Origin of the sequence: Asticcacaulis sp. DW145, from assembly GCF_037101385.1 — a bacterium.
GTDB classification, from domain to species: Bacteria; Pseudomonadota; Alphaproteobacteria; order Caulobacterales; family Caulobacteraceae; genus Asticcacaulis; species Asticcacaulis currens.
Genome location: NZ_AP029024.1, coordinates 2121344 through 2145804, shown reverse-complemented (window position 1 = coordinate 2145804; position 24461 = coordinate 2121344). Strand labels below are relative to the sequence as shown.

General features: G+C 54.2%; 19 protein-coding genes, 1 tRNA gene and 1 pseudogene. 12 read left to right on the top strand and 9 right to left on the bottom strand.

Features of this window, described 5'->3' with window-relative positions:
- Positions 1-396 precede the first annotated feature (396 nt).
- Both AACH73_RS09885 and AACH73_RS09880 read right to left on the bottom strand, forming a co-directional pair.
- On the bottom strand, positions 397-795 hold the full coding sequence (locus tag AACH73_RS09885) for a type II toxin-antitoxin system PemK/MazF family toxin (RefSeq protein WP_338734770.1): 399 nt from the start codon (positions 793-795) through the stop codon (positions 397-399).
- Between the two features lie 679 nt (positions 796-1474).
- Complete coding sequence (locus tag AACH73_RS09880) at positions 1475-1813, bottom strand: hypothetical protein (protein WP_338734769.1); 339 nt, start codon at positions 1811-1813, stop codon at positions 1475-1477.
- A 234-nt stretch (positions 1814-2047) separates the two neighbouring features.
- Here AACH73_RS09880 and AACH73_RS09875 point away from each other — a divergent pair, with 234 nt between their 5' ends.
- Positions 2048-2329, top strand: coding sequence for a helix-turn-helix domain-containing protein (locus AACH73_RS09875; protein ID WP_338734768.1), 282 nt, complete (start codon positions 2048-2050; stop codon positions 2327-2329).
- 2 nt (positions 2330-2331) lie between these two features.
- Positions 2332-3588, top strand: coding sequence for a type II toxin-antitoxin system HipA family toxin (locus AACH73_RS09870; RefSeq protein ID WP_338734767.1), 1257 nt, complete (start codon positions 2332-2334; stop codon positions 3586-3588).
- A gap of 908 nt (positions 3589-4496) precedes the next feature.
- Here AACH73_RS09870 and AACH73_RS09865 read toward each other — a convergent pair.
- The 3 genes from AACH73_RS09865 to AACH73_RS09855 form a co-directional block, all read right to left on the bottom strand.
- Complete coding sequence (locus AACH73_RS09865) at positions 4497-5579, bottom strand: acyltransferase (RefSeq protein WP_338734766.1); 1083 nt, start codon at positions 5577-5579, stop codon at positions 4497-4499.
- Positions 5580-5672: 93 nt separating this feature from the next.
- Positions 5673-6683, bottom strand: a complete 1011-nt coding sequence (locus tag AACH73_RS09860; protein WP_338734765.1) for a LacI family DNA-binding transcriptional regulator — start codon at positions 6681-6683, stop codon at positions 5673-5675.
- A 110-nt stretch (positions 6684-6793) separates the two neighbouring features.
- Entirely contained in the window at positions 6794-7312 is a 519-nt protein-coding gene (locus AACH73_RS09855) for a GcrA family cell cycle regulator (RefSeq protein WP_338734764.1), read from the bottom strand.
- Between the two features lie 614 nt (positions 7313-7926).
- On the opposite strand from AACH73_RS09855, the gene AACH73_RS09850 reads away from it, so the two are divergent.
- Positions 7927-9225 (top strand): glycosyltransferase family 4 protein, encoded by a 1299-nt coding sequence (locus AACH73_RS09850; RefSeq protein ID WP_338734763.1) that lies wholly within the window; start codon positions 7927-7929, stop codon positions 9223-9225.
- Positions 9226-9357: 132 nt separating this feature from the next.
- On the opposite strand, the gene AACH73_RS09845 is transcribed toward AACH73_RS09850, so the two are convergent.
- Complete coding sequence (locus AACH73_RS09845; protein ID WP_338734762.1) at positions 9358-10107, bottom strand: class I SAM-dependent methyltransferase; 750 nt, start codon at positions 10105-10107, stop codon at positions 9358-9360.
- 1355 nt (positions 10108-11462) lie between these two features.
- Between AACH73_RS09845 and AACH73_RS09840 the strand changes: the two genes are divergently transcribed.
- From AACH73_RS09840 to AACH73_RS09825, 4 genes and pseudogenes are all read left to right on the top strand, one after another.
- Positions 11463-11536, top strand: a tRNA-Gly gene (locus AACH73_RS09840).
- A 716-nt stretch (positions 11537-12252) separates the two neighbouring features.
- On the top strand, positions 12253-12453 hold the full coding sequence (locus AACH73_RS09835) for a hypothetical protein (RefSeq protein ID WP_338734761.1): 201 nt from the start codon (positions 12253-12255) through the stop codon (positions 12451-12453).
- Between the two features lie 399 nt (positions 12454-12852).
- Positions 12853-13023, top strand: a pseudogene (locus AACH73_RS09830) (transposase); the annotation flags it as partial.
- Positions 13024-14040: 1017 nt separating this feature from the next.
- Positions 14041-14955: a zincin-like metallopeptidase domain-containing protein gene (locus AACH73_RS09825; RefSeq protein ID WP_338734760.1), complete on the top strand. Its 915-nt coding sequence runs from the start codon at positions 14041-14043 to the stop codon at positions 14953-14955.
- A gap of 20 nt (positions 14956-14975) precedes the next feature.
- On the opposite strand, the gene AACH73_RS09820 is transcribed toward AACH73_RS09825, so the two are convergent.
- From AACH73_RS09820 to AACH73_RS09810, 3 genes are read right to left on the bottom strand one after another with little or no spacing between them, the layout of a single operon-like run.
- On the bottom strand, positions 14976-15527 hold the full coding sequence (locus AACH73_RS09820) for a class I SAM-dependent methyltransferase (protein ID WP_338734759.1): 552 nt from the start codon (positions 15525-15527) through the stop codon (positions 14976-14978).
- Positions 15528-15587: 60 nt separating this feature from the next.
- The gene (locus tag AACH73_RS09815; RefSeq protein ID WP_338734758.1) at positions 15588-16490 is read right to left on the bottom strand and encodes a quinate 5-dehydrogenase; all 903 of its coding nucleotides are present in this window, start codon (positions 16488-16490) and stop codon (positions 15588-15590) included.
- Positions 16491-16499: 9 nt separating this feature from the next.
- Positions 16500-17492, bottom strand: a complete 993-nt coding sequence (locus AACH73_RS09810; protein WP_338734757.1) for a LysR family transcriptional regulator — start codon at positions 17490-17492, stop codon at positions 16500-16502.
- Here AACH73_RS09810 and AACH73_RS09805 point away from each other — a divergent pair.
- The 5 genes from AACH73_RS09805 to AACH73_RS09785 all read left to right on the top strand — a co-directional run bounded on the left by AACH73_RS09805 (position 17492) and on the right by AACH73_RS09785 (position 24402).
- Positions 17492-18781 carry an FAD-binding oxidoreductase gene (locus AACH73_RS09805; protein ID WP_338734756.1) on the top strand — a complete coding sequence of 430 codons (1290 nt, stop codon included), beginning with the start codon at positions 17492-17494 and terminating at the stop codon, positions 18779-18781. The genes AACH73_RS09810 and AACH73_RS09805 overlap by 1 nt on opposite strands.
- A 101-nt stretch (positions 18782-18882) precedes the next feature.
- Positions 18883-20394: an aldehyde dehydrogenase family protein gene (locus AACH73_RS09800; protein ID WP_338734755.1), complete on the top strand. Its 1512-nt coding sequence runs from the start codon at positions 18883-18885 to the stop codon at positions 20392-20394.
- A complete protein-coding gene (locus AACH73_RS09795; protein ID WP_338734753.1) occupies positions 20387-21556 on the top strand; it encodes an acyl-CoA dehydrogenase in 1170 nt (389 codons plus the stop codon). The genes AACH73_RS09800 and AACH73_RS09795 overlap by 8 nt, the downstream gene beginning before the upstream one ends.
- A 75-nt stretch (positions 21557-21631) precedes the next feature.
- Complete coding sequence (locus AACH73_RS09790; RefSeq protein WP_338734751.1) at positions 21632-22726, top strand: CaiB/BaiF CoA-transferase family protein; 1095 nt, start codon at positions 21632-21634, stop codon at positions 22724-22726.
- Positions 22727-22767: 41 nt separating this feature from the next.
- Entirely contained in the window at positions 22768-24402 is a 1635-nt protein-coding gene (locus tag AACH73_RS09785) for a thiamine pyrophosphate-binding protein (protein ID WP_338734750.1), read from the top strand.
- The last annotated feature ends 59 nt before the right edge of the window (positions 24403-24461 follow it).

Below are 24461 nucleotides of genomic sequence, written 5' to 3'. Positions count from 1 at the left end.
GCTACACCGGTCCGGCACGGTTTTGGACACCATGTCGGGAAGCTTGATGATCGTTCGGGGGATGGCGCTCAGCCTGCCGTGAATACCGGCCGTAAGTTCATCGGGATCGAGAAAGACCGGAAGTTTTAAGAACTGGCCATTCTAGCGTCGGCATGTGGATTGGCCCACGATCCGAACAAGATCATGTTGGATGCGCACATTAAAGTACTGAACGAGAGGATTAGACCGCTGTCGAAGTGATTTCGCGTCAGTTCGGGTTCGGCAGTTGCACCTTTTGGCACAGACCAGCGCGCTGGCGCAAATGTCTCGTGTTGAGGTGTTCCTGCGTTTCCTGAATGACAGCGTCGGGCGGCGAGACGCCTCCAACGGGGCGTCTTTGTCGTTGGTACCAAGGCGTTATCTTCGCCTACCCGCGGCTTCCTTGGCCAACTTCACTAAACTCGCGGGCAGTACGCCGAGTTTTGGTAAAGGAATGTTAGGCAGCGAACTAGGCGCCTTCGCTACCCAATCCGCGTTGAAGGGTATTTTGACCTGGTTGCCCATGTCGAATTTTGTGGGAACGCTCAGTCCGGTCAGGACAAAATTTGGATCGGTTGAATCGATTAGGAATTCTGTCGGATAGATGCAGTCCGTCTTGCGACTTGTGCCGTAAGCGACAGTAATTGCCTTTAGGCCGGGCGCCACAGCAAGCACCAAGGCCGGACGAGGCTTGGGGCCGGGTTGCCCCACGGTTTCAGGAAACAGACACCAGACGATGTCGCCTGGCGCCGGTAGCGGATCGAAGTATTTGGCCATAGCCTAAAACAGTCTCTCAGTGAACTGCTCCTCCGGAATCTGTGAAGCAGGACTTGCGGCCCGAATAGCTTCCAGTTGAGCTTCTGTTAGAGGCCCGTCATCAAGTTCGTACCGGGGCAAATATCGATCCGCAAATTGTCTCAGGGCGAGATGGACAATCTCTGTTTTTGTTAATCCAGTCTGTTCCGAAAGGAGCTCGATCGTTGTAGGCGTGACACCTGTCGGAGTGTCTTGCTTCCTTAATCGAACGAGAAAGGAACCTGTGGGTTTCTCGGCAGCGCTCGCCATGTCGAACTCCATTCAGTTTACATTTTCACCTTAGCTGGGGTGCTTGCTTCCCCTGCGACAATGCGGCGCCTTGGTGATATACTATGTATATCACTTCAGCGGAAAGGTCAAGGCTACGTCCGTGTCTTCTCGCCATCCGCCAACCTGGGATCCGTTTGTCACAGGGAAGACATCCCGTAGCGTGCCGCTGCACAACATGATGCGGCATTTTGTATCGTGTCCGTTTTCGGGCATAGGTCGCTTCGCTGAAATCATGTCCGTTAATAGGATAGGCCAACTGGTTGCCGATCCCGAAATGATCGCGCCCTCTGTTCCGATATGATGCCGCCCATCATTACGAGATGATGTCGCCCACCGTTCCGAGATTATCCCGCCCAGTTGAGCGGTGATCTCAGGTGTTGCTGTCGATGATTAGATTTTTCCTTCTGGAGGAGAGATCGTTGCCGACGAAGAGACTAGTTATGAACCTCAGGTGCGCAATAGCGGCCCGAAAGACCGGGCCAAGGTTCGCGCCACCTTCGAACCCTTTCAGGAAGGTTTTTATCTCCTCATCAAGCCGCTGTGCATCCGGGGCTTCGAAGTGAATCCGCCCGCGGCCTGCAGGGCCGGAAACCACCCGCATCGGGCCAGATGCGCCGTCACGCCATGCCCCGACAACGATCTTTGTCCTGCCGCTTCGACCTGTCGGAAACAGGGCGGCATGCCATCGGAACAGGCGTTCGGCGGTCAAAGGGGGTGTTTTAACGCTGAGGGGTATCCAGCATCATTTCGACGACGCCTTTGACCTTACGGTCTACTAGAGCTAAAGCCGCTCGTTTTACCAAAGATCTCTTGCTTCCCTTTATCTAGCGACCCTATCGGGATGTTTTCCCTTCAAATCCGTCTTTGTACACCGAAATAGTCCCGAACGGGATGATCTGTTGTTTTTACACGATGTAATGCTACAATCGTCCCGAAAGGGTTGATGATGGCGCATATAAGTAGGGCCGAGGACATAGGTCATAGCGTTCGCCGAGCGCGTAAGAGCCAAGGGCTCACACAAGAGCAGCTTGCTGCCACGTCGGGCGTTGGGGTGCGCTATCTGCGTGAACTCGAGCAAGGTAAGGAGTCCTGCCATGTCGGTAAAGCCCTGACCGTGTTATCAATGCTGGGCCTTACCCTTGAGCTTCATGGTCTTAGTCAAAACGGCGATGTTAGAGGTCTTGGCGCCGGACGCGGTAACAGTGACGGAACGGGTTGGGGTTAAGCATGAGCCAAACGCTTAACGTCTATTTGCACGGTCACCTTACAGGAAACCTTATCCAGAATGACCGGGGTGGACTGGCCTTTCAATATGATGAGGCCTACCTTCAGGCGAAGCCGCGGGCGATATCGCTATCATTACCCCTTCAAGCTCAACCATTTGAAGGTGATGTCGTTCGTGCGTTTTTTTCCGGGCTGCTCCCCGATGACATCATCAAACATCGTCTTGCACGCTTTCTAGGCGTTTCCGAAAAGAACCCGTTTGCCTTGCTGGAAGCCATCGGTGGCGAATGCGCGGGTGCCCTGTCTTTACAGGTTCCCGGAGGGCCCGTCGATCTGACCGATGAGGGCAATGTCGAGGTTTTAGACAGTCAGAAGCTCAAAGACTTTCTGGACCAACTGCGGCGTCGGCCATTGCTGGCAGGCGAAGACGGCTTGCGCCTGTCTCTTGCCGGGGCTCAGGACAAAATGGCTGTCGGTCTGGTCGATGGCAAAATCGCTCTGGTAAGAGGGGGGGCACCGACAACCCATATCCTGAAGCCGTTGATCGACGATATTCCGGACAGCGTACAAAACGAACTTTTTTGCATGCGGCTGGCGCAGCGGGTCGGTATAGACGCACCGAATGCCCAGATCATTTATGTCGGTGAAACGCCATGTTACCTTGTTGAAAGGTACGACAGGATCAAGCGTGATGGCAGAATTGTGCGCGTTCATCAGGAAGATTTTTGCCAGGCCTTAGGCATTCTACCCGATGTAAAGTATGAGCGCGAAGGCGGGCCAACGCTCGCTCAATGCTTCGATTTGCTCTCACAATTTTCGGCAAAGCCTGCGTCAGATATACTGGCGCTCCAGGACCGCGTGATATTTAACTTCCTGATTGGAAATGCTGACGCGCATGGAAAAAATTTCTCGTTCCTATACAAATCAAACAAGCCTGAACTCGCGCCAGCCTATGACCTTCTCAGCACCGCTGTGTATCCGGACCTCGCCCCGAAAATGGCGATGAAAATTGGCGGGAAATATGAGGCAAAGGACGTGTTCTTACGTCACTGGCATCAGCTTGTCCCTGACACTGCCTCGGCTAAACGGAACCTCGACAAGAAACTCCTGAGTTTGAGCAAGGTGGTCTTCGAGCGTGCGGAGGCACTTGCCGAAGATTTTGCAAAGGAAGGCATTCAATCGAATATCCTCGCGGATATTCTAAATGTCATAGGGCAGAGAGCGAAACACCTTCAGATCAGCGTTTCAGGTGAGACTTAAAAACGGCTCCTGGCCTTTTTGCGCCCAAAAGGTGCGACGATTGCAGACAACGTGGCGGCGGTCCTGCCTGATACGAGCCATAATCTCCGCACTTTATGCGGAGATTAGCCGTTCCATTCTCCGCACTCGTTGGGTAACGAGAGGCCCAAAGGTGTTTTTGAATATGCGGCTCTTGTCATATCTCGGCTACCCACGCGAAAATTTTAGGATTGTAGATCGGCCCATTCTATTACTCCGTATACGGATTACATCCCTTTTATCCGTCTACTGTCATCGCGGACCCGCATGGCCAGACACGATCCAGCATGGATAGTCGCTTTCGATTGACGAGGCCGATATTGTTCCCGAAGGGCCGAGATTTATCCTTGATACCGCGCTCTGGCTGACGAAAATCTGGAGCGTAACCCACTTGCAACAAAAAGCGCATGGGTAACGAGATTGAGTCAAAATGGCTCAAATTTCTAAAATTAAACAACTGCTTCTAAAGTTCGAGTGCTTTCTTGGCCCCAATCAATATTAAAACCCGCCGTGAGGCGAGCTTTTTGTTCTACACCAGCTGATATACCCTAACGAGGATGCGGCGTTTAAGCAGGACAACGATGTCGTGGCTTACCGCATCCTGAGAACACCCGGCGATCAGTGCCCACTTAAGGCATGTGAGCTTGACTTCGAACCCATCGAGGAGGCCGGTCAGGATCAGGTTGAAGGGCATTGAGCGCGCTTAGCGAGTGTGTCAATGCTGCGAACCCGAGGTTCCAAGACTTCGCCCATCAGGTTTTTCGCAGTTGCTAGTTATCTAAGGTGATATCTCCCCATCTGGGAAGTGATTGGCCAAAGAGTGACGTAAGCTGGGGCAATGGCGAGGGCCCCAGATTATAGAAAGCCATTCTCCATTTCACGAACAAAGCTTAAATGGCTGAATTTTGTTTATGACGCAGTGTAACCCACCGTCGTAATGGGCGATCGTAGAATTTCTCGAGCGATAGCGCGAGTCCAAACAGTGCGGCTATTAATAATAATGAAAACTGTGGTTTGTAGCGCAGAAAATCAAATCCAATATAATTTGAAAGTTGTTCGGTCATTTTTATAATGGGATGGTGAATAATGTATATAGCGTAAGAGGTGTTTCCCAGAGTTTTGAAAATATATTGAAGGTTTTTTGGCGTGTTTATTTTTACAGAAAACAAAATCATAATGGGAAATATGACAAAAACAACAGATAAAATGTATATTTGAGATATCGCATTAGCGAAGTAATGATTCAAAAGGACGAAAGCTAAAAAAGCTGGAAGTGCATAAGGGATCATGCTTATCATTATAGTGTTACGAAAATTGGGAAACTTATCGTAAAATCGGAATATGATTATGCCCACAGTAAAGGAAAAAATAAAACGAATTGCGCCAGCCCACCAGGTATCTAGCGTATATCCAATATTCAGCGAATCGGGGCCTGTTGAATTGAGAACAATTATTAGTATTACTGTTCCGGAAATGACTGAAATTGTGATTAGTATGGCGTTTGTCAGTATCTGTGCTACCAGATGGTATGCAGCGTTTCCCGCAACCTCTAACGAAAGAGACCACGCAGGGCCATTGAATGGAAAGATGGCGTGGTAGCCGCCCTCACAGAAAAATGGCGTCGGTATTAGTAAAAGCGTTAGAAAGAGAGACGCCTGCCAATAGCAATAATAATCCCCAATGCCTGTAAATTTTCTAATTAATATAGTGAAAACGGCAAATAGCATGCCAACAAAGAACAGTGGCGCTAACCTCAGAATTCTCTTTCCCATAAACTGTTTAAATGACATGCCTTGAAGTATTTTTGCTTCATAAGCATGAGCAATTACAAAGCCGCTCATCATGAAAAAAAGATCTACAGCCAAATAACTGAAGGGTATGTAACCCGGCCCCCCAATAGCGCCCGCATGCCTTAGGACCACAGCAAGGGCAGCTACCCCTCTCAGACCGTCGAGTGTATCGAAGCGCTGCACTGTTGAGTCTCCGCTGTTTTCTGACCTTGATATTGCGGTGCAAAAAAGTCAATTGCAACAGGGGCTCGTCTTATTTCGTCTTGTTAGGTGCAACTATGGGGCATCGCCCGCAGAGTCACGCACAATCAGGCTGTGGGCAGTCATATAGGTTGCCGCGGCGCCGCTGGTGAAATTGGCTTCCCAGTTATCAAGCGCCTGGACGACCCGGCGAGACATTTCGAGATAGGGCTGGGCAATGGTGGTGAGCGCAGGCCAAACCGCGGCCGCAATAGGGGCGTCGTCGAAACCAATAACCGACAGATCGCCCGGGATGCTCATTCCCCTCTTATGGGCGGCCACGCTAACGGCGGCCGCGGTTTCATCATTAGCCGCAAATATAGCGGTGGGCGGCTGAGGCAGCGACAGGAGGGCTTCGGCCGCTTCGATCCCTTTGCGAAACTGAAAATCTCCGGCGACCAGTAATTCAGGTTCAGGTCGCGCGAAGCCCGCTGCGTCATAGGCCTCAAATACACCCTGTCGGCGCAAAATAGCGGCCGAATGGTCCGGATGGCCTCCGATATGTCCTATGCGGCGGTGCCCCAGTGCGAAGAGATGTTCAATCACCTGACGCGCCGCCGCCCGGTCGTCCATCACGACAGACGGAAAGTGCGGATCAAACACCGAAGGGGCAATCAGGACAGCGCGTGCGCCGCGTTCTCGCAAATGGGCTTTCAGAGGCGCAAAGTCGCATAAAGGCGGCAAAAGGATCAGGTCGCGTACACGACCCTCGTTCAGAAAGCGGTCAAGACGCTCTGCCCACCCAGGCTGCATGTCGAACAGTTCTACACTGATGTGTTTGCCAGCTTCCATACATGCCGTCAAAAGCGCATGGTGAAATCTACTGAGATAGCCGGACACCGGATCTTCTAGCAAAAGCCCAAGAGAACTGGCGCCACCCAGGCGCAATTGCCGCGCCGACGCGTTGGGAGTGTAGTCCAACGCTTTCATCGCCGCCTGTACCTGAGCCCGCGTCTCAGCCCTCACACGGTCAGGCTCATTGAGCACCCGCGAAACGGTTTTGGCCGATACCCCGGCCAGACGGGACACATCGTAAATCGTCGTCATGGTCTAAGGCTAACAGGTACTTCGCCCCGCGAAAAGGGCGCAACCTCTACAAACGAAAACGGCCTGCCTTCCTATGGGAAAACAGGCCGAAAGAGTGAGACATGGACGCCTTAGAGGTAACGGCGCAGTGAACGCGAAAGCTCTGTACCGTTGTCTTTTTTCTTCTTCTGCTGCGGCTGATAGGCGACGCGCGAGTGTTCGACGCAGTAGGGGATGCCATCGTCAGCGCGCCGGCCGCAGAACGTAAATTCATCCGAGGACGGATCGCCGATCGGCCACTTGCACATTTTGGAGCCAAGTGTCAGGACCGTAGCGGAGCCGGGACCCTCGATGATGGGCACCGCAGGCACCTGCGCGACCGGGCGGGGGGCGGGCTCAACCGACACTCGGCGCGGTGCGGGTTGCGGCGCAGGCTGGGTCTGGGCTGCCGGACGCGGCGGCTTGGCAGGTTTATAAAGTGGGCGAGCCGGTTGCGAGGGCGCCGCACGACCCGACAGGCCAAGACGATGGACTTTGCCGATCACGGCATTGCGCGTCACGCCGCCGAGGGTCTTAGCAATCTGACTGGCGGAATGGCCTTCCTGCCAAAGCTTCTTAAGCGTTTCGACCCGTTCGTCTGTCCAGCTCATGGTCAAGCCTCCGTCCCCTATCTGACGGGCGCGCCCGTCAAGCCTCAGCACTAAATATGGATTCTCCGATTACGATAAAACCGGCTTTCCTACCGCTAATCGTAAACAAAAAGTTAAAAACCGCAACATCTAGTGTTTCGCCTGTTGGGGGATGTCCACAGCAATCTATATGTTGTGTTTGCTTGTGGATAGCGGCCGCTTTCCACAGGGTTTACCCACAGATTTTAAACGGACTACTCTTTATCCACGCGAATCGATGGTTCGTTTGGTCGGTCCTGTGGATGATGTCGTTGCTGATTGCTTGGTTGAAGAAATTCAGGAAGGAGACAGCCGCCACTGAAATCGAGCCAGGTGGTCAGGAGAAGCTTGAGGAGGAGGCTATGAACGCTTTTCGGTTTATGCCTATCGTCGCGACGTGTGGAGCCTTAGATTTTAACTTTAAAATCAAGTCGCGAAAGCCCGAGTAAACGTGCAGAAGGTGCGGATTTGCCTCCCTTCCAGGGGATTTATCCTCGTTATCGACATACCCTTTGCGGGACTCAGTTATGGTTGCGCGGCGGATGAATAATCGTTATCAACGAAATTCTTTTTTATAAATGTGGTTGCGGGGGCCGATGTTTAGTTTTTCTCCAAGTATTGAGGGCATTTCCAAACCGGAGGAAGACTCAGTCGAGGACAACTCGCCAAAGAGGCACGCTGAGATTGGGAGCGTGGTTATCTTATCTGACACGTCATGGGCGCTTGGTGGCGCCGAGCAAATGGCTCTTTTGTCCGCCGAAGTAATGGCCGAGCGCGGATACAAAGTGTTTTTTGTTGCTGGCGATGATGCAAGCCGCTGTCCGCTGAAGGGTAAAAACATCGAAATTATACCCATGAACGGCCTGCCGCTGTTGGATCGTAAGCCAACAGACGCGCTATTGGGAGGGCTATATAATACCGCTACGCTAGGGTTTATCACGCGCGTTATTCAGAATATCGATACACCAAATACAGTTTATCACCTGCACAATTGGTCTCAGATATTTTCTCCCTCACTATTCGATGCGTTGCGCCCGGTTCGATCTAGATTGTTTCTATCTGCACATGATTTCGCAATTTCATGCCCGAACCTGAGCTTTTCAAATTTTAAAAAAAATGGAAGCGCGTGCTCCTTTAAACCTCTGGGTCTGTCATGCCTTTTAACGGACTGCGATCGCCGGGCATACTCCCACAAACTTTGGCGGGTAGCCCGGTCCGTGTCGCTTAAACGAACGCTTTTCCGCTCAGACCCTTTCCCGCTCATTGGGATTATTCATCCGAGTATGGCGAAGTGGTACGAACTCGGTGGCGTCCCTAAGGACCGGATACGAGTGGTTAGAAACCCTGTTAATCCATATAGCCAGAGCAGGGTTCCGGTGGAGCAAAACAAAGAGCTTTTCTTTATCGGTCGACTAGTGGCGGAGAAGGGGCCTGACCTTGCAGCAGAAGCGGCAAGGCTGAGCGGGATGCCCCTGACCATGATTGGTGACGGAGATATGAAAAATGAGATCGCGCAAAGGTTTCCTGAAGTGAACCTGGCAGGCCGTTGCTCTCACGAAGAAATCAGTCAGAAGGTGCGGCGAGCAAGGGCTGTAATTGTTCCTTCACGTCTGCCGGAGACCTTCACCCTTGTGGCAAATGAAGCCCTTCGCGCCGGCATTCCGGTTGTTGCCTTTAACGACGTAGACGGCTTTGAGATGGCTGAATTGGGCGGCGCCCTCGTTGCTCCGCCGCGCGAGGCAAAGTCACTTGCTCACGCACTGGATCAATTAAAGGACGACCAGTTTGCGAAATCGATGAGCGAAATCGCATTTGCCCAAGCACATCGGTTTTCGAACACAAAAGATAGTTGGTGTGATAAGCTACTTAATTTATACGCCGAGCTATTAAATTAATCGTTATATTATTTATTTCGTTTAAATAAAATCATAATTTATTCATTTTAAAATTTTTTACAAGAATTTACATCGTATTATTTATAATAGGTTATGGGAGTGCATTTTCTAAAATTGAAATTTTCATTTCGGTTAAATTTTTTGTTTTGTAAAAGTCGACAAGCAGTACCAGGAAAGGTATCTCACGCCCGGAATACTTGACAATAATTCGTCTATTTTTCGAAAAGCGTGAAAGGCAGATGTTCGTATAACACTGTCGGGGAGAGGTACACTAAGTAAGGTGAACAATCCAAAAAAGCTGAGCGACATATCTCCTATCTCTTTGCGTAAAACGGAGTAATCACGCGCCATTAGAGGGTGCTCGTCTTCTGTTCTCGCGTCTGGGGTAAAAAAGCGGTAGGCATTAATGAGCGGATTTCCTCCAAGGGGCTCCCAAAAAATCGCTTTTCCTCCCGGGCGTAGAACCCGCGCTATTTCCCTGGCCGCTTTCTCGGTTTCAAGGTGGTGGATGATGCCGCTACCGAAAATGAGATCAAAAGATTCATCTTCAAATGTCATTTTGTGCGCATCCATGACGTGAAAGGACGTATTGATTAAGTCACACTCACCTTCAAGCCTGCTGACAGCAGCTCCTGAAATATCGATACCTACATACGTCTTCGCATTAGGTCCGACTTGTTTCCAGACGTCGGTATCTCCGCATCCGTATTCTAAAACTGACATTCCCGCTGCCAGCTGTCTGACGGTCTGCAGATATTTTTCAGCGCCATCCCAAACGGCCCAGTAATATTTTTTTTGGCTCTCCCTGTGGTCGAATTCGCTAAAGCGTTTTTCGTGAAACTCCTTTTCACGAAGCACCCTGTGATCAGTTACAGAGTCCATTTCCCCACCCCCCACTGGCTCATGGTGCTCAACTTAACAGAGAAATCAATGGGGTCAAGTCACGGGCCAACTTGGGTCAAGTCACGGGCCAATTTCGACCCGCGGCTTAAAGTGTCCTCGGATCGCGCGAGCTCGTGCCGATTCAAACAAAGAGCTTAAGGCGGGTTTTATAAGGTTGTATTAAACGAAATCACAATTCCCAGCGGATCGAGTTCAGGAGGTCCTGCTTACGAAGGCTCACTTGACATGAACGTCCGACATAAGGACTTGAGTGCAATCGGTCTCTTTTCCAGCAGATTTAGTAGAGGCGCGGCCGTGCTGGTTTCAATTTATAGTGGCAAACCGTTGAGCTACGGATCCCGAATCGTAGATTGAGAGGTGTAAACGCGCCCGAGGTATATTTGCGGCGCCCCTCCCGTTGTAGCGCTGGGCACTACCTTAGCGGCGGTGTATGAGACCTATGCGGTGAACGCGCAGCGAGCCGGATAACGCAAAGAATCGTGCATGGTGTTGGGCATGTGGGCGCAATTTTATTACAGACCAAAAGGTGGGTTTCAGAAGTTGTAATAAATATCGCTGAGTATTTTGCGTCTTGTGATAATAAATTATATATTAATACGTAACAGTGGTGGATATAGAATTTTTTTATCAAAATAATCATAATTTGATTGAATATAAAAAGGGAGAGAAAAATGCGATTGATTCGATTTTTTGAAACTCTTTCAGTTCAGATTGCTGTAATTTTATTGAATTTGTATTTCGCTTGCGACCAGTTATCAACTATTTTCCCAGGTATTGAGATAGGAAAGATTTTTTACATTATCTTTTCGGCCTTTTTGGTCTATATTGCCAATATATTCCACAATAAATATTCATTAAAATATAGCTTTTTTGTTGGTTGACTTTATGCTATTAATCTCATAATTACAATATACATATTGGTTTTAACATTCAAAGGTCTTCATACATCGATTCAAAATGTTATTTATGCATTTTCAGGAATTATATTCGTTTCCTTAGTCATTCTATTTGGAAGCCTATTTGATCCGAAGAACCCAAAAACTTCAAATCCTGAATGATGGGTTTTGAGTTTCTTCAGAAAATGACCGGTTAGATCGCTTGCACGATAGACGGGGGACATTTGCAACGCACCTGATGACTACTCCCGGAGAGCGCCTGACTGGTCGAGAAATCAGTGCATTCATGGGTTGGGGTGAGAGATAAGTTGCGGAAATCCGATGGAGATATGTTGACGACGCGGCTTTCGGTATGGCACTAGGCAAGCGCTCGGCGAGTGTCGGTGCGAACCTTGGTGTAAACTCACAGGATGCCGCATAGCGCAAAGCTTTGTAAAAGCGGGTGTAGCTCAATGGTAGAGCAGCAGCTTCCCAAGCTGAATACGAGGGTTCGATTCCCTTCACCCGCTCCAATCTCCCGAATCACGACAATTTATCATTGAAATCAATGAGAAGGCTTTAAAGCCCTCTTTTTTGACGGTTATTGTGGCGCCACACTGTGGCACTCAGACAGTTTTCTTCGTTCGCAAACCCCTACCCCGCAAGGGTTGGAGACGATTTCGACCGTGCCACTTCACTGGCCACCATAGGGATAATTTCCGGTCTTTAGAACTATCGGGGTGCAGGCCTTCCAATGAGGGTTCTCAGGCGGAGATCCCGGTGTGCACGAGATCGTCAGGGCAAGCCTCTGCGAAGCTCCCGGGAGGCTGGAAACAGGCTTAAGGACGGTCTGGGCGATCATGAGCCGATCCCATCGTCGTAACACCATCAGGAAAGGCTTAGGGCTGGTCGTCAGGGGCGGATGTTCTGTCTGCTCTAAATGATACGTCAGTCCATGAACTTTAGGGCGTCTTCGTAATCAAAGTCGCTCAGTAGGCCTCGGATGATGCTTGGGGACACAGGGTCATGATATAGCTGTTGATCATGAAGGTCGAAACGACCGGCGGGGAGATGGCTTAAAATCCACTCTTCGGACTGGGTGATGTAGGTGTTTGCGATGAACTTCTCCTTTTGACAGGTGTTCATGTATTTATCTAACTTCGCCCACAGGCAGGTGATTTATGTGGTTTCACCTTGCGTGACCGGATCGGTTGCGGATAAGCTCACTTCATCTTTGAGGGGGTGTAAAATGGGCAATCAGTTCTGGGGCGCTTGGGGCAAAGGTCTTCCACTCATCGGCGTTCAAGCTGTCATTTTTGGCGTAGTTGTAGGCATGTTGAAGGCAGACGGTTTGCCCCCGGCAGTGGGCGCGGCGATGGGCTATTTTCTGGTTTCTACTGTTTTTCGAGCTTTCGACCTCAGGGCATCCCATAAGCGTAAAGCTCGCTAATCAGCACAGATACAGCTTCGGTCGGATTTGTTATCCCGTGCCTGTCACAGGGCGGAATGCCGATGCACCGATAAGGTTATCCTATAAGTTTTTCAGCAGCAGGACTGCGCGTGGCATACGCATTTTTATCCGCCTTTGTCGTTTTCGTCGTGATCCACTCTGTTGCGATGAGCCATATTAGAAGCCACCTTGCTTTAAAGCATCTGGGCATTTGGCTACGCTTGAAGGCTTCGGCCAATCCGCAGCAAGAGGCCGTGTTCTGGACTCTTGGGGGCAATCACAAGGTTTTGGCTGACCCCGTCCTGAACAAGGCTGGCTTGTTGGCGAACACCTCCCTTTATTGTTCCTGCCTATCTCTCTTGTTGATGGCTGGATCACTCACCCTGAGGTGATACAGGTCTCAGGAACCGCGGCGTCGAAGATGTCCTGATCGCGGTTGTTGACGGTTTGAAGGGCTTTGCGGATGCGATCAACGCCGTTTTTCCCGAGATGACCGTTCAGATCTGCATCGTCCGTCTGCTACGAAACTCGCTGGACTTCGTTTCCTACACGGATCGGCGTGAGTTAGCGCCGTGCCAAATAAATGGCTGTCCAAAGCGTCAGGTATTTAGAGGCCGCTCAGGTTCTCGGCCGTCTGAGGCGCACCCTTCACGTTTTCTTCCGCGAACGTAGGAAGAGCCAACATCTATCTGTCCGATGCCGACACGCGCGGTGTTGCGCTTGCCAATATCTTGCTGGTCTACGACCTGACAAACTGCAGCAGCGGTTCCAAGTCGCAGTTGTCCGCCGCACGCAAGGCGGCGATGTAGAGCCGACGCGTTTCGCTCACGTTGACGAGATTAACGCGTCCCCATTAGCCGCATCTGTAGACATAACGCGTCGTGTTCATCGTGATTTCACTGTAATCCTTGCTGAGATCGCGCGCGATGCTGCCACAATCCAGATAGCATTGGATGCGCTCGAACAATTCCTCTCATGACGAGCCTCCCAGAAATGAGAAGTGCGAAGCGCGATGCCGTTCGACATAGGGCGCAGACTCGATCATAAATGGATCCGAGATTATGCGTTCATTTTTTGTTCGCGATCTCCCTACGTTGTCAATTTCTATTATTATGACGTTTGGGCAAGCCTATTTACATTTCCATATAGTGTGATATACGTCCTTAGGACGTATATCACACTATATGGCGAGCTCCAGCCACCGGCCTTCAATCTCTGTCGCGCGCACACCGGAGCGCCCTTCATAGTGCCGCACTGACGCTTCGGCCGCCTTGTGCGTAATGATTTCAAGGGTCTTGACCGGTTCGCGGTCGTCCGTAACCTTCCCCTCGTCAACAGTCTCTCTGCAATAGCCTGATTTGAAACTGCTATTTGCGGCGCGGATCTAAATCCGCAGACATCTCTCCAATGCGTGTGTGTAAAGGGTGGTTTCTGGTTGAGCTCTTTACAAATAATCGTAATGGATGTAATTTGATTTTCGACACGTTTGGGTTTTAGTCTCTCGTGATCCACTTTTCCGCAAGTATCTGTAAAGGCTTTCTTTAGTCCGAGACGAAGGCCATCGACGGCCTTATCCGAGATCGACCAATGCCGTCATCCCAATCTTATGCAACCGACGTTTATGCGCAGATAACCCATCATATTGTCCAGGCGATCGAGGCGGGTGCAGATAGCGAAAACTTCTGTTTGCCTTGGCATCGGAGCGGTTCCCCGGTTCTGATGCCTCAAAACATAGCGAGCGGGCTTGCTTATCGCGGTATCAATCTCCTTGCGCTTTGGGCCGCTGCCGATCGGCGAGGCTATACGAAGGGCCGGTGGGGGACCTATCGGCAATGGCAAAAGCAAAACGCACAGGTCCGAAAAGGGGAAAAGGCAACCCCGATCGTTTTCTTCAAATCGATTTCTCGAGACGCGGGAGACGATGGGGGTGAGACTGAAGTTTCGCGTGGCCGAAGTGCGTTTGTTGCGCGCTCGGCCTTTGTTTTCAATGAAGCTCAGGTTGACGGTCTTTCAGAACCGGATCAGCCTCAGACGCCGCAAACTCTTGCTCGCCGCGAAGAACTTGACCGTTTTGTCGAGGCTACCGGTGCGCGGATACATATCGGCGGCGAAGATGCCTTTTTCTCACCTGCCGCGGATTTTATCGCTCTGCCAGATCCGGACCGCTTCTTTGCGACAGACACCCAGACGGCGTCGCAGGCCTGGTATGCAACTCTATTACATGAACTCACCCACTGGAGCGGTCATCAGACACGCCTCGCCCGACAGTTTGGGCGCCAGTTTGGAGACCATGCCTACGCTATGGAAGAACTTGTCGCTGAACTGGGCGCCGCGTTTTTATGCGCCGATTTTGGCCTTTCCACCTCGCCCAGATCCGACCATGCTTGCTATATCGGCCAGTGGCTATCTGTTCTGAAATCTGACAACCGAGCCATCTTTTCGGCCTCAGGTGCCGCGCAGAGGGCCGTCATGTTCCTGAAGGACTTGTCAAATCCGGCTTAGCCGAGCCCTCAGATTCTCGTTCAGCCTCGGCGTACGAGATGGTCATAAACATGCGTCACCTCTGCAAACGTGACTCGTGGATCCTGACCCGCAAAAGGTGCCGGAATAAAATCCCGCTCGACGAGCCCGGCCTCAATAGGGTCTTCAATCTTATCGGTATTCCACCCGATCAAGAGGTGCCCTCCGGGCTTCAGAATAGCCGCAAGTGCGTCAATCGCCTTTACCTGCTGGTCGCGTGCATTCACACCATAACCCAGAACGCCGTTGCAGATCACACCGTCAAACTGAAGATCTGAAAACAAGGTCTGCGCTTCACAGATATCGCCGGTGCGATGCCGCTTACGATGTCCAAAGCGCGCTGAACGCGGATCAATGTCCGTCGTCCAGGCGCGCGCGCCCTTTTCCTCCAGCTGCCGGTAATAGCCCCGGTTATAGCCCCGGCATCCAATGAAGAGGAGATCGCCCTTAAGGGCCGCAAATGCCGGCAGGTAGGCTTGCGTCATCAGACGGCGGTCAGGCAGATCATGGATCTCCGAGCTCCTGGGTTTAAAGAGGCTGGCCAGAATGCCCATGGCGGTCTCCCAAGTTTTCCTGAGACTATGTGGGCAAATGAGCGCTGAAAAGCGCTTTCTTCACTCAGAGCCTCTGTTTGGACTGTCAAACAGGACTTGCGCGGTCGCAAGGTCCTGAGCGGCCTCTCCCACGCTCTTAAAAACGCTCAAGCCGGCCTCAGACTTAAACATAGGGTCGCAAAGATCGAGCAATTGTCCTGCGACCTGATCCAGACTTACCCCTTCAAGATCCCCCGCTGTCCCGAGGGCTGCGGGTGTATCAATGTAAACCCTCGCGCGGTCGAGCGTTTCTCTATCCGCTTCGCGCATCTCAGGCGTAAACCCACCAATTAGAGAGACGTGCTGATCGCTAAGATGACACCCCTCAATCCATGGCCTCTGGCTTAAGGTCGCACAGGCGATCAGGTCACTGACTGGGATTTGTTGTGCAATATCTTCACACACGATCGCGTCGAAGCCAGCATCAATCAAGCGCAGAACGAGCGTTTCGGAATTCGCACGGGTAGGACTGAAGACCGCGACGCTTTTGAGGTTACGTACCGCCCGGAAAGCGAACGGGAGTTCCGAGGCAATCCGACCCGATCCAATCAGGAGGAGGCGTTCCGCGTCAGGCTTCGCCAGCCGGTTCATAGCTACGGCGGCAACGGCGGCAGTGCGCCGGGCGGTAAGCTCCTCACCGTCAATCAAAGCCAGATGTCGGTGGGTTTCGCCATCAAAGACGAGATAGGAAGCGGCCACGCATGGCAGGTTCCGCCGCGCGTTTTCAGGCGTCACATGAACGATCTTAACGCCGCCCAGATTTGGTGCCCACGCTGGCATCAATAATAAAGACGACTCCTTGCCCAGGTCGAAGACCGGACGTTGTGGTGTCGTTGCCCCGGCTAACAGACGCTCTGGTAACGCTCGTACCAACCGCTCATAGGGGAGGGCTTCTTTGAGTTCGTCGGCGCTAATCAGGCGCATGAAATGTCCTTATCTGTAGCTTGCAGTCTCTTTCAGCAGCCAGTCGCGAAATGCTTTAAGTGGCGGGTGATTGCCGCGTTCGGCGGGCCAGACGAGGTGGTAGGCCTCTCCGGTGGACAAAGGCGCGTCAATCGCCGGAACCAGTGCGCCTGAGGCAAATTCCTCCTCAGCCAGAAACTGCGGTAACAGGGCAATGCCAAGTCCGGACCGGGCTACCTGGGCAAGCGTCGCGAACTGATCAAACAACATACCGTGCACATGGTCAGCGGGCGCGCCTTTCGCTTCCAGCCAGTTTTCCCAGGCGTCGGGGCGCGAGGTCAGATGCAACAACGGCGCCTGGCGCAGATCACTCGGGTCGCTAAACCCATATTGTGACCTCAACTCTGGTGCACAGGCCGGAATAACCACCTCGGGCCGCAACAGGGCACTCTCGGCGCCAGGCCAGTCTGGTCGACCGAAATGAATGGCGGCATCAAGGCCTTCACTGCGAAAATCGAACACGCCTATGCGCGTGATCAGATTGACCTGAATGCCCGAATTATTGCGTAAAAAATCCGGCAGGCGCGGGGCGAGCCAGCGCGTGCCAAACGTTGGGAGTATTGCCAGTTTTAGCGTTCCGCCGTGCGGATTGGCACGCAGAGATAAGGACGCCGAGGAGATAATCTTCAGCGCCTCGCGCACCTCCCGTGCATAAGCCTCTCCCCCTGCAGTCAGCCGCACCGTCTGGCGTTCCCGATGAAAAAGCTCGACCTCTAGCTGGGCTTCTAAAGAGGCGATCTGGCGGCTGACCGCGCTCTGGGTCAGATTCAGCTCACGCGCCGCGGCGGTGACCGATCCTAGTCGTGCGGTGGCTTCAAACGCCGCGAGTAACGAGAGGGATGGAAGGAAGCGGCGAGGTGAGCGCATATTCGTCTTTGGAATGAAGTCTTGCCAAAAATCCCCTTGAAGGGGCGATTTTGGCAGCGTACAACCGGTTTTGTTATTACGCAAGAGAATGAACATTGTCCCCTTCGCTTGAGCCTCTCACCCACGGATTGTGGGCCGCCACGGCCCCCGCGGCACCGCCAACAGTGGGGCTTTGCGCGGATATACATGCCGATGTGGCGGTGGTAGGGGCTGGCTACACGGGCCTCTCGGCGGCGCTGACGCTCGCCGAGGCCGGGGCCAGGGTCGTGGTGATTGAGGCCCGCGAAATTGGTTTCGGCGGAGCCGGGCGCAATGTGGGGCTCGTCAATGCCGGCATGTGGGTCATGCCCAATGAACTCCCAAACGTTCTTGGACCAGCACACGGGGAGCGGCTGCTAGAGGTGCTTGCCAATGGACCGGCGGAAGTGTTTGCAAGGGTCGATAAGCACGCTATTGCCTGCGAGCTCAGGCGCGAAGGAACGCTCCATTGTGCCGTAGGTGAGGCCGGGGTGCGCGAACTGCGCGCGAGAGCCGAGCAATGGCAAGCACGCGGGGCGGATGTCCGCCTTCTTGATGCTCGCGAAACCCGGCGGCTGGTCGGCACTGACGCCTATCCTATGGCGCTTCTGGATCGACGAGCCGGGGTGATCCAGCCTCTGGCCTATGTCCGCGGCCTGGCGACTGCGGCTGTGGCGGCGGGCGTTGATATCTATAGTGAAAGCCCGGTTGACCAGATTGAGGCGGCGGGGGATCAGTGGCGCGTGAAAACCACGGTAGGTTCCGTCACCGCGCCCAGGGTCATCATGGCCACCGACGCCTACACCAAGGGGCCGTGGGAGATTATTCGCAAAGAACAGGTTTATCTTCCTTATTTCAACTGTGCCACGACGCCGTTGCCCCCGGATGTCTTGTCTCACATCCTCCCCGAAGGCCATGGGGCGTGGGACACGGCGGAGGTCTTGTCGTCCTTCCGGATGGATGCCGCAGGGCGGTTGGTTTTTGGTAGTGTTGGCGCCTTACGTGGTCCTGCGCAGGGCGTGCACAGCGGCTGGGGGCAACGCGCCATGACGCGCCTTTTCCCCGCGCTCAAAGGTGTTGGTTTCGAACATGAATGGTACGGTTTTATCGGCATGACCGACGATAACCTGCCGCGCTTTCATCGTTTTGCTGCCGGCGTAGTGGGCGTGTCGGGCTATAATGGCCGCGGCATCGCGCCAGGTACGGTGATGGGGCGTATTCTGGCAGAACACGTGCTCGGGAAGCTTTGCGAAGAGGAGTTGCCCCTACCCGTAACAACGCCTCAGGAAGCGAAGCATCGGGCGGCAAAAGAGGTTTACTACGAAGCTGGTGCAGCGGTGCTGCACGCGGTGGAACACAGGTTTTAAGGTTTCCCGTCATCAGGGCCCAGAACGGCCGGCACGCTGTCCCTTAACGGAGAGCGGGTCCCGAAAGGCGAGGTGCAGGGATCGCATACGAAGGAAGACAAATGAGCGCGGATACACGTATTTTGCTGGAGTCTCTTGGCGTCACCAGCGGCCATACGGGCGGGACGCTGAAGGTCCATTCGCCAAACACCGGTGAGCTTATCGGCGAAGTTACGGAAACTTCGGTCGATCAGGCAAGAGCGCTAATCGATGGCGCGCATGAGGCCTTCTTGCAATGGCGTCTGATCCCGGCCCCAAAACGGGGTGAGCTGGTACGTCTGTTCGGCGAGGAATTGCGCGCCCACAAGGACGCTCTCGGTAAACTGGTCTCCGTCGAAGCGGGTAAGGTCACCTCCGAAGGCCTGGGTGAAGTCCAGGAAATGATCGACATCTGCGACTTTGCTGTCGGCTTGTCGCGCCAGCTTTACGGCCTGACCATTGCCACCGAACGCGCCGAACACCGCATGATGGAAACCTGGCACCCGCTGGGCGTGGTCGGCATCATTTCGGCCTTCAACTTCCCCGTGGCCGTCTGGGCCTGGAACGCCTGCCTCGCACTTGTATGCGGCGATGCCATTGTCTGGAAGCCGTCAGAAAAGACGCCACTGACGGCACTGGCAACCCACGCTTTGTTTGATCGCGCCATCGCCGCCTATAAGGCTGCGGGTCATGTCGTGCCTGAAGGCCTGTCCGCGCTCTTAATCGGCGGCAAAGAGGTCGGGGAAGCCCTGGTCGAGCACGAAAAGGTGCCACTGGTCTCGGCAACGGGCTCAACGGCCATGGGCCGCGCCGTGGGGCCGAAGCTCGCGTCACGTTTTGCACGGGCCCTGCTGGAACTGGGCGGCAATAACGCCGCCATTATCGCACCGTCCGCCGACCTTGATCTCGCCCTGCGCGGAGTGGCCTTCGCCGCCATGGGCACGGCAGGTCAGCGTTGTACGACCCTGCGTCGCCTCTTTGTCCACGAGAGCCTTTATGACACCTTTGTGCCGCGCCTGAAACAAGCCTACGCCTCCGTCAAGGTCGGGCATCCCCTGGAAGAGGGGACGCTGATCGGACCCTTAATCGACGCTCATGCTTTCAGCCTTTTTGAAAAAGCGCTGGACGAAGCGCGCAGCGTCGGAGGCCAGGTCACCGGCGGAACCCGTGTCGATGTCAACGGCAAGGCGAGCTACTACGTGCGTCCTGCCCTCGTTGAAATGGATGCCCATGCAGGCCCTGTCCTGCGTGAGACCTTTGCTCCAATTCTTTATGTCATGAAATATGGAAGTATTTCTGAGGCGATCGCCATGCAGAATGCCGTGGGCGCCGGTCTTTCCTCCTCTATCTTTACCAATGACATCCGTGAAGCCGAGCTTTTCGTTTCAGCGGCTGGATCTGACTGCGGTATCGCCAATGTCAATATCGGGCCGTCGGGCGCAGAAATCGGCGGGGCGTTTGGCGGAGAAAAAGAAACCGGCGGCGGGCGGGAATCCGGTTCGGACTCCTGGAAGGCCTATATGCGCCGCGCCACCAACACCATCAACTATGGCCGCAGCCTGCCTCTGGCTCAGGGGGTAAAGTTCGATGTCTAAATTTAACTGGTCTGATCCCTTTCTGCTTGATGCTCAGCTTACTGACGAAGAGCGGATGATCCGCGATGCGGCACACGACTATGCGCAATCTCAGCTTCTGCCGCGCGTGCTGAAGGCCTATGCCGAAGAGCAGACTGATCCGGCTATTTTCCGAGAAATGGGCGAGCGCGGCCTACTTGGCGCCACCTTGCCTGAAGAGTATGGCGGGGCGGGGGCTTCCTACGTCGCCTATGGCCTGATCGCGCGCGAAGTGGAGCGGGTCGACTCAGGGTATCGCTCAATGATGAGCGTGCAATCCTCGCTCGTCATGTATCCCATCCACGCCTATGGCTCGCAGGCGCAACGCCAGAAATATCTGCCAAAGCTCGCCTCTGGCGAATGGGTCGGCTGTTTTGGTCTGACTGAGCCCGATGCCGGTTCTGATCCCGCCTCCATGCGCACAACCGCGCGCAAAACCGATGAAGGCTATGTCCTCAACGGCACCAAGATGTGGATATCCAATTCGCCCATCGCCGATGTCTTCGTCGTGTGGGCAAAGCTCGATGGCGTGATCCGGGGCTTTGTGCTGGACAAGGGGATGGCCGGGCTCAGCGCGCCCAAAATCCACGGCAAGCTCAGTCTTCGGGCCTCAATCACCGGCGAAATCGTCATGGAAAATGTCGAGGTGAGCGAAGAGGCCTTGCTACCGAATGTCGAAGGGCTGAAAGGGCCATTTGGCTGCCTCAACCGGGCGCGCTACGGTATCAGCTGGGGGGTTATGGGCGCGGCCGAAGATTGCTGGCACAGGGCGCGCCAGTATGGCCTCGACCGGCAGCAGTTCGGGCGGCCTCTGGCCCAGACACAGCTCTTTCAAAAGAAGCTGGCCGACATGCAGACCGAGATCACGCTCGGGCTCCAGGCCTCGCTTCGCGTCGGACAATTGTTCGACGCTGCGCAGGTACAGCCAGAGATGATCAGCCTGATCAAACGCAATAACTGCGGCAAGGCGCTCGATATTGCGCGGATGGCGCGTGATATGCACGGCGGTAATGGGATACATGAAGAATATCACGTAATGCGCCATGCCCAAAACCTGGAGACGGTCAATACCTACGAGGGCACGCATGATGTTCACGCTCTCATTCTTGGCCGGGCACAGACCGGTCTGCAGGCCTTTTTCTGATGGCGCCCTCATGCTGATTGTGAAGCGATCTGCCCCCGCTTTATGGCAAACTCACGAAACGGCGCGGATCTTCCGATGAAGCCTCTATCCGACCTTAAAGTCGTCGAGCTGGCGCGCATTCTCGCCGGGCCATGGGCAGGTCAGATCCTGGCCGATCTGGGGGCTACTGTGGTGAAGGTTGAGCGACCCCAAACGGGCGATGACACGCGCGGATGGGGGCCGCCCTTTATCGAAGAGGCGGCCGCTTATTTTCATGCGTGCAACCGGGGAAAGTCCTCTGTGGCGATCGACATGACCACTGCGCAGGGGCAATCGGCCATCCGCGCACTGGTTGAAAACGCCGACGTACTCATTGAAAATTTTAAGGTTGGTGGTCTTTGTCAGTACGGTCTTGATTACGACAGTCTGAGCGCAATCAATCCGCGCCTCATCTATGTATCCATTACCGGTTTCGGCCAGGATGGGCCCTATGCGGGACGCGCGGGTTATGACTACATCCTGCAAGGCATGTCTGGCCTCATGGACATCACCGGCGACCCCGAAGGCGAGCCCCAAAAGGTTGGGGTCGCCGTCGTTGATCTGTTTACAGGTGTCTATACCTCAACGGCGGTTCTGGCAGCCTTACGCCAGCGCGATGCGACCGGTAAAGGCTGTCACATAGACATGGCCCTGTTCGATGTGGCGACATCTATGCTGGCCAATCAGGCAATGAACTATCTGGCGTCAGGTGTGTCGCCGACGCGTCTTGGCAATGCGCACCCCAATATTGCGCCCTACCAGGTATTTTCCGTGAAGGACGGCCAAGTCATCGTCGCGGTCGGCAATGACCATCAGTTTTTGCGCTTCTGCGATGTGCTTGAGGCCGACTATGTGGCGCAAAACCCTGCCTATGCCACCAATGCCGGGAGGGTGGCGTCACGCCACCAACTGATTGCGGAACTCGAGCCGTTCTTGCGAAATACGACGCGCGCAGAGCTTCTGGCAGGTCTGGAGGCCGCAGGCGTTCCGGCAGGACCGATCAACCGTATCGAAGACGTATTCAAAGATCCCCAGATTCGGCATCGCGGTATGCAGATCGAAATCGACGGCGTGCCGGGAGTGGCTTCACCCATTGTGATGGACGGCGTACGAATGACGGCTGCAACGCCGTCGCCGAAACTCAGTTCTTAATTCCCCTCTGGCTGAGGGATATGGCAGGCACAGAGACACCTATGCGGACCGGCGGACAAATCTTAGTCGAGCAACTTAAGCAAAATGGCGTTGAGCGCCTGACCTGCGTGCCAGGGGAGTCCTATCTGGCCGCCCTTGATGCCATGTACGACGCCGATATCGATGTGCTGATCTGCCGTCACGAAGGCGGGGCGGCGATGATGGCTGAAGCCTATGGCAAGCTCACCGGGCGACCCGGCATCTGCTTTGTGACGCGCGGACCGGGGGCGACCAATGCCGCGCATGGCGTGCATATTGCGCAGCACGACTCGACCCCGATGATCCTGTTTGTGGGGCAGGTCGAACGCGCTTTTCTGGGCCGTGGGGCGTTTCAGGAGCTGGATTACGTCGCGGCGTTTGGCGGTATCGCCAAATGGGTGGTGGAAATTTCTGACCCGAAACGCATCCCGGAAATCGTCGCACGCGCTTTCCGCGTGGCCATGCAGGGCCGCCCCGGTCCGGTGGTCATTTCTCTACCTGAGGATATTCTGACCGAGGTCTGCGACGTCGCCGACGCACCAGCGGTCGAGGCGATTGAAGCGGCACCCACACATGCGGATATCAAAGCGTTTTCGAAACTCATACAGAGTGCACAACGCCCGCTGATGATTCTGGGCGGATCGCGCTGGACAGAGGCAGGGTGTATGGCCGTCGCCGATTTTGCGGTGCGTTATGATATCCCTGTAGCTACGGAGTTTCGCCGCACCTCGCTGTTTCCCGCGCAGCATCCCTGCTATGCGGGCGATCTCGGCTTCGGGCAGAATCCGGCCCTTTCACAGCGTGTGAAGGACGCTGACCTGCTGATCCTCCTGGGTGCCCGCATGGCCGAGGTGCCATCAAATGGCTATACCTTGATTGGATCACAAAAGCTCGTCCACATCTTCCCGCAGGCCGAGGAAATCGGCCGGGTCTATCAGCCGGCTCTGGGGATCGTCAGCACGCCGGATCAGTTTGCCAAGGCCTTGTCGTGGATTGATGAAACGCCGTCGCCGCAGATCATAAGAGGAGCGGCAGCGCATCACGACTGGCTCAAATGGACAACCACGCCTTTGCCCATCCCTGGTGAGTTTCAATATGGCGAGGTGATGGTGTGGCTTCGCGAGCACCTGCCGCCAGAAACGATAATCACCAATGGGGCCGGGAACTACGCCATCTGGGTGCATCGATACTGGCGCCATCAAAAGCCCTTTACTCAGGTTGCACCCACCTCAGGCAGCGTCGGCTATTCAGTCCCTGCTGGCATCATGGCAAAACGCCAGTGCCCTGAAGCGCCGGTCGTAACCTTTGCAGGCGACGGCTGTTTCCTCATGAACGGCAATGAGTTCGCCACGGCGGTCCAGTACGACATCCCATTGATCATTATCGTCGTCGACAATGGCATGTGGGGCACGATCCGTATGCATCAGGAGCGCGAATATCCCTATCGGCCCATCGGGACTGAGCTGAAGAACCCCGACTTTGCCGCCTATGCCAGAGCCTTTGGCGGGCATGGCGAGACCGTGCGCAGGACAACCGAATTTGCGCCCGCCTTTGAGCGTGCCCGGGCGTCCGGCAAACCGGCCATACTGCACTGCCTGATCGAACCCCAGGCCATCACGCCTGCCAAAACCCTGGATCAGGTGTCGCGGGGCGAATAGGCCGGGTAAGACAGATCATTTTCCCACTTGTTTTCAAAGTATCTGAACCCTTCGCTGTC

What these genes read in the sequence shown, in the direction of transcription:
- AACH73_RS09885 (WP_338734770.1), bottom strand. Translation starts at nt 795, where the DNA reads ATGGCCAAATACTTCGATCCGCTACCGGCGCCAGGCGACATCGTCTGG.
- AACH73_RS09875 (WP_338734768.1), top strand. Translation starts at nt 2,048, where the DNA reads ATGATGGCGCATATAAGTAGGGCCGAGGACATAGGTCATAGCGTTCGC.
- AACH73_RS09870 (WP_338734767.1), top strand. Translation starts at nt 2,332, where the DNA reads ATGAGCCAAACGCTTAACGTCTATTTGCACGGTCACCTTACAGGAAAC.
- AACH73_RS09860 (WP_338734765.1), bottom strand. Translation starts at nt 6,683, where the DNA reads ATGACGACGATTTACGATGTGTCCCGTCTGGCCGGGGTATCGGCCAAA.
- AACH73_RS09855 (WP_338734764.1), bottom strand. Translation starts at nt 7,312, where the DNA reads ATGAGCTGGACAGACGAACGGGTCGAAACGCTTAAGAAGCTTTGGCAG.
- AACH73_RS09850 (WP_338734763.1), top strand. Translation starts at nt 7,927, where the DNA reads ATGTTTAGTTTTTCTCCAAGTATTGAGGGCATTTCCAAACCGGAGGAA.
- AACH73_RS09845 (WP_338734762.1), bottom strand. Translation starts at nt 10,107, where the DNA reads ATGGACTCTGTAACTGATCACAGGGTGCTTCGTGAAAAGGAGTTTCAC.
- AACH73_RS09835 (WP_338734761.1), top strand. Translation starts at nt 12,253, where the DNA reads ATGGGCAATCAGTTCTGGGGCGCTTGGGGCAAAGGTCTTCCACTCATC.
- AACH73_RS09825 (WP_338734760.1), top strand. Translation starts at nt 14,041, where the DNA reads ATGCCGTCATCCCAATCTTATGCAACCGACGTTTATGCGCAGATAACC.
- AACH73_RS09820 (WP_338734759.1), bottom strand. Translation starts at nt 15,527, where the DNA reads ATGGGCATTCTGGCCAGCCTCTTTAAACCCAGGAGCTCGGAGATCCAT.
- AACH73_RS09815 (WP_338734758.1), bottom strand. Translation starts at nt 16,490, where the DNA reads ATGCGCCTGATTAGCGCCGACGAACTCAAAGAAGCCCTCCCCTATGAG.
- AACH73_RS09810 (WP_338734757.1), bottom strand. Translation starts at nt 17,492, where the DNA reads ATGTTCATTCTCTTGCGTAATAACAAAACCGGTTGTACGCTGCCAAAA.
- AACH73_RS09800 (WP_338734755.1), top strand. Translation starts at nt 18,883, where the DNA reads ATGAGCGCGGATACACGTATTTTGCTGGAGTCTCTTGGCGTCACCAGC.
- AACH73_RS09795 (WP_338734753.1), top strand. Translation starts at nt 20,387, where the DNA reads ATGTCTAAATTTAACTGGTCTGATCCCTTTCTGCTTGATGCTCAGCTT.
- AACH73_RS09790 (WP_338734751.1), top strand. Translation starts at nt 21,632, where the DNA reads ATGAAGCCTCTATCCGACCTTAAAGTCGTCGAGCTGGCGCGCATTCTC.
- AACH73_RS09785 (WP_338734750.1), top strand. Translation starts at nt 22,768, where the DNA reads ATGCGGACCGGCGGACAAATCTTAGTCGAGCAACTTAAGCAAAATGGC.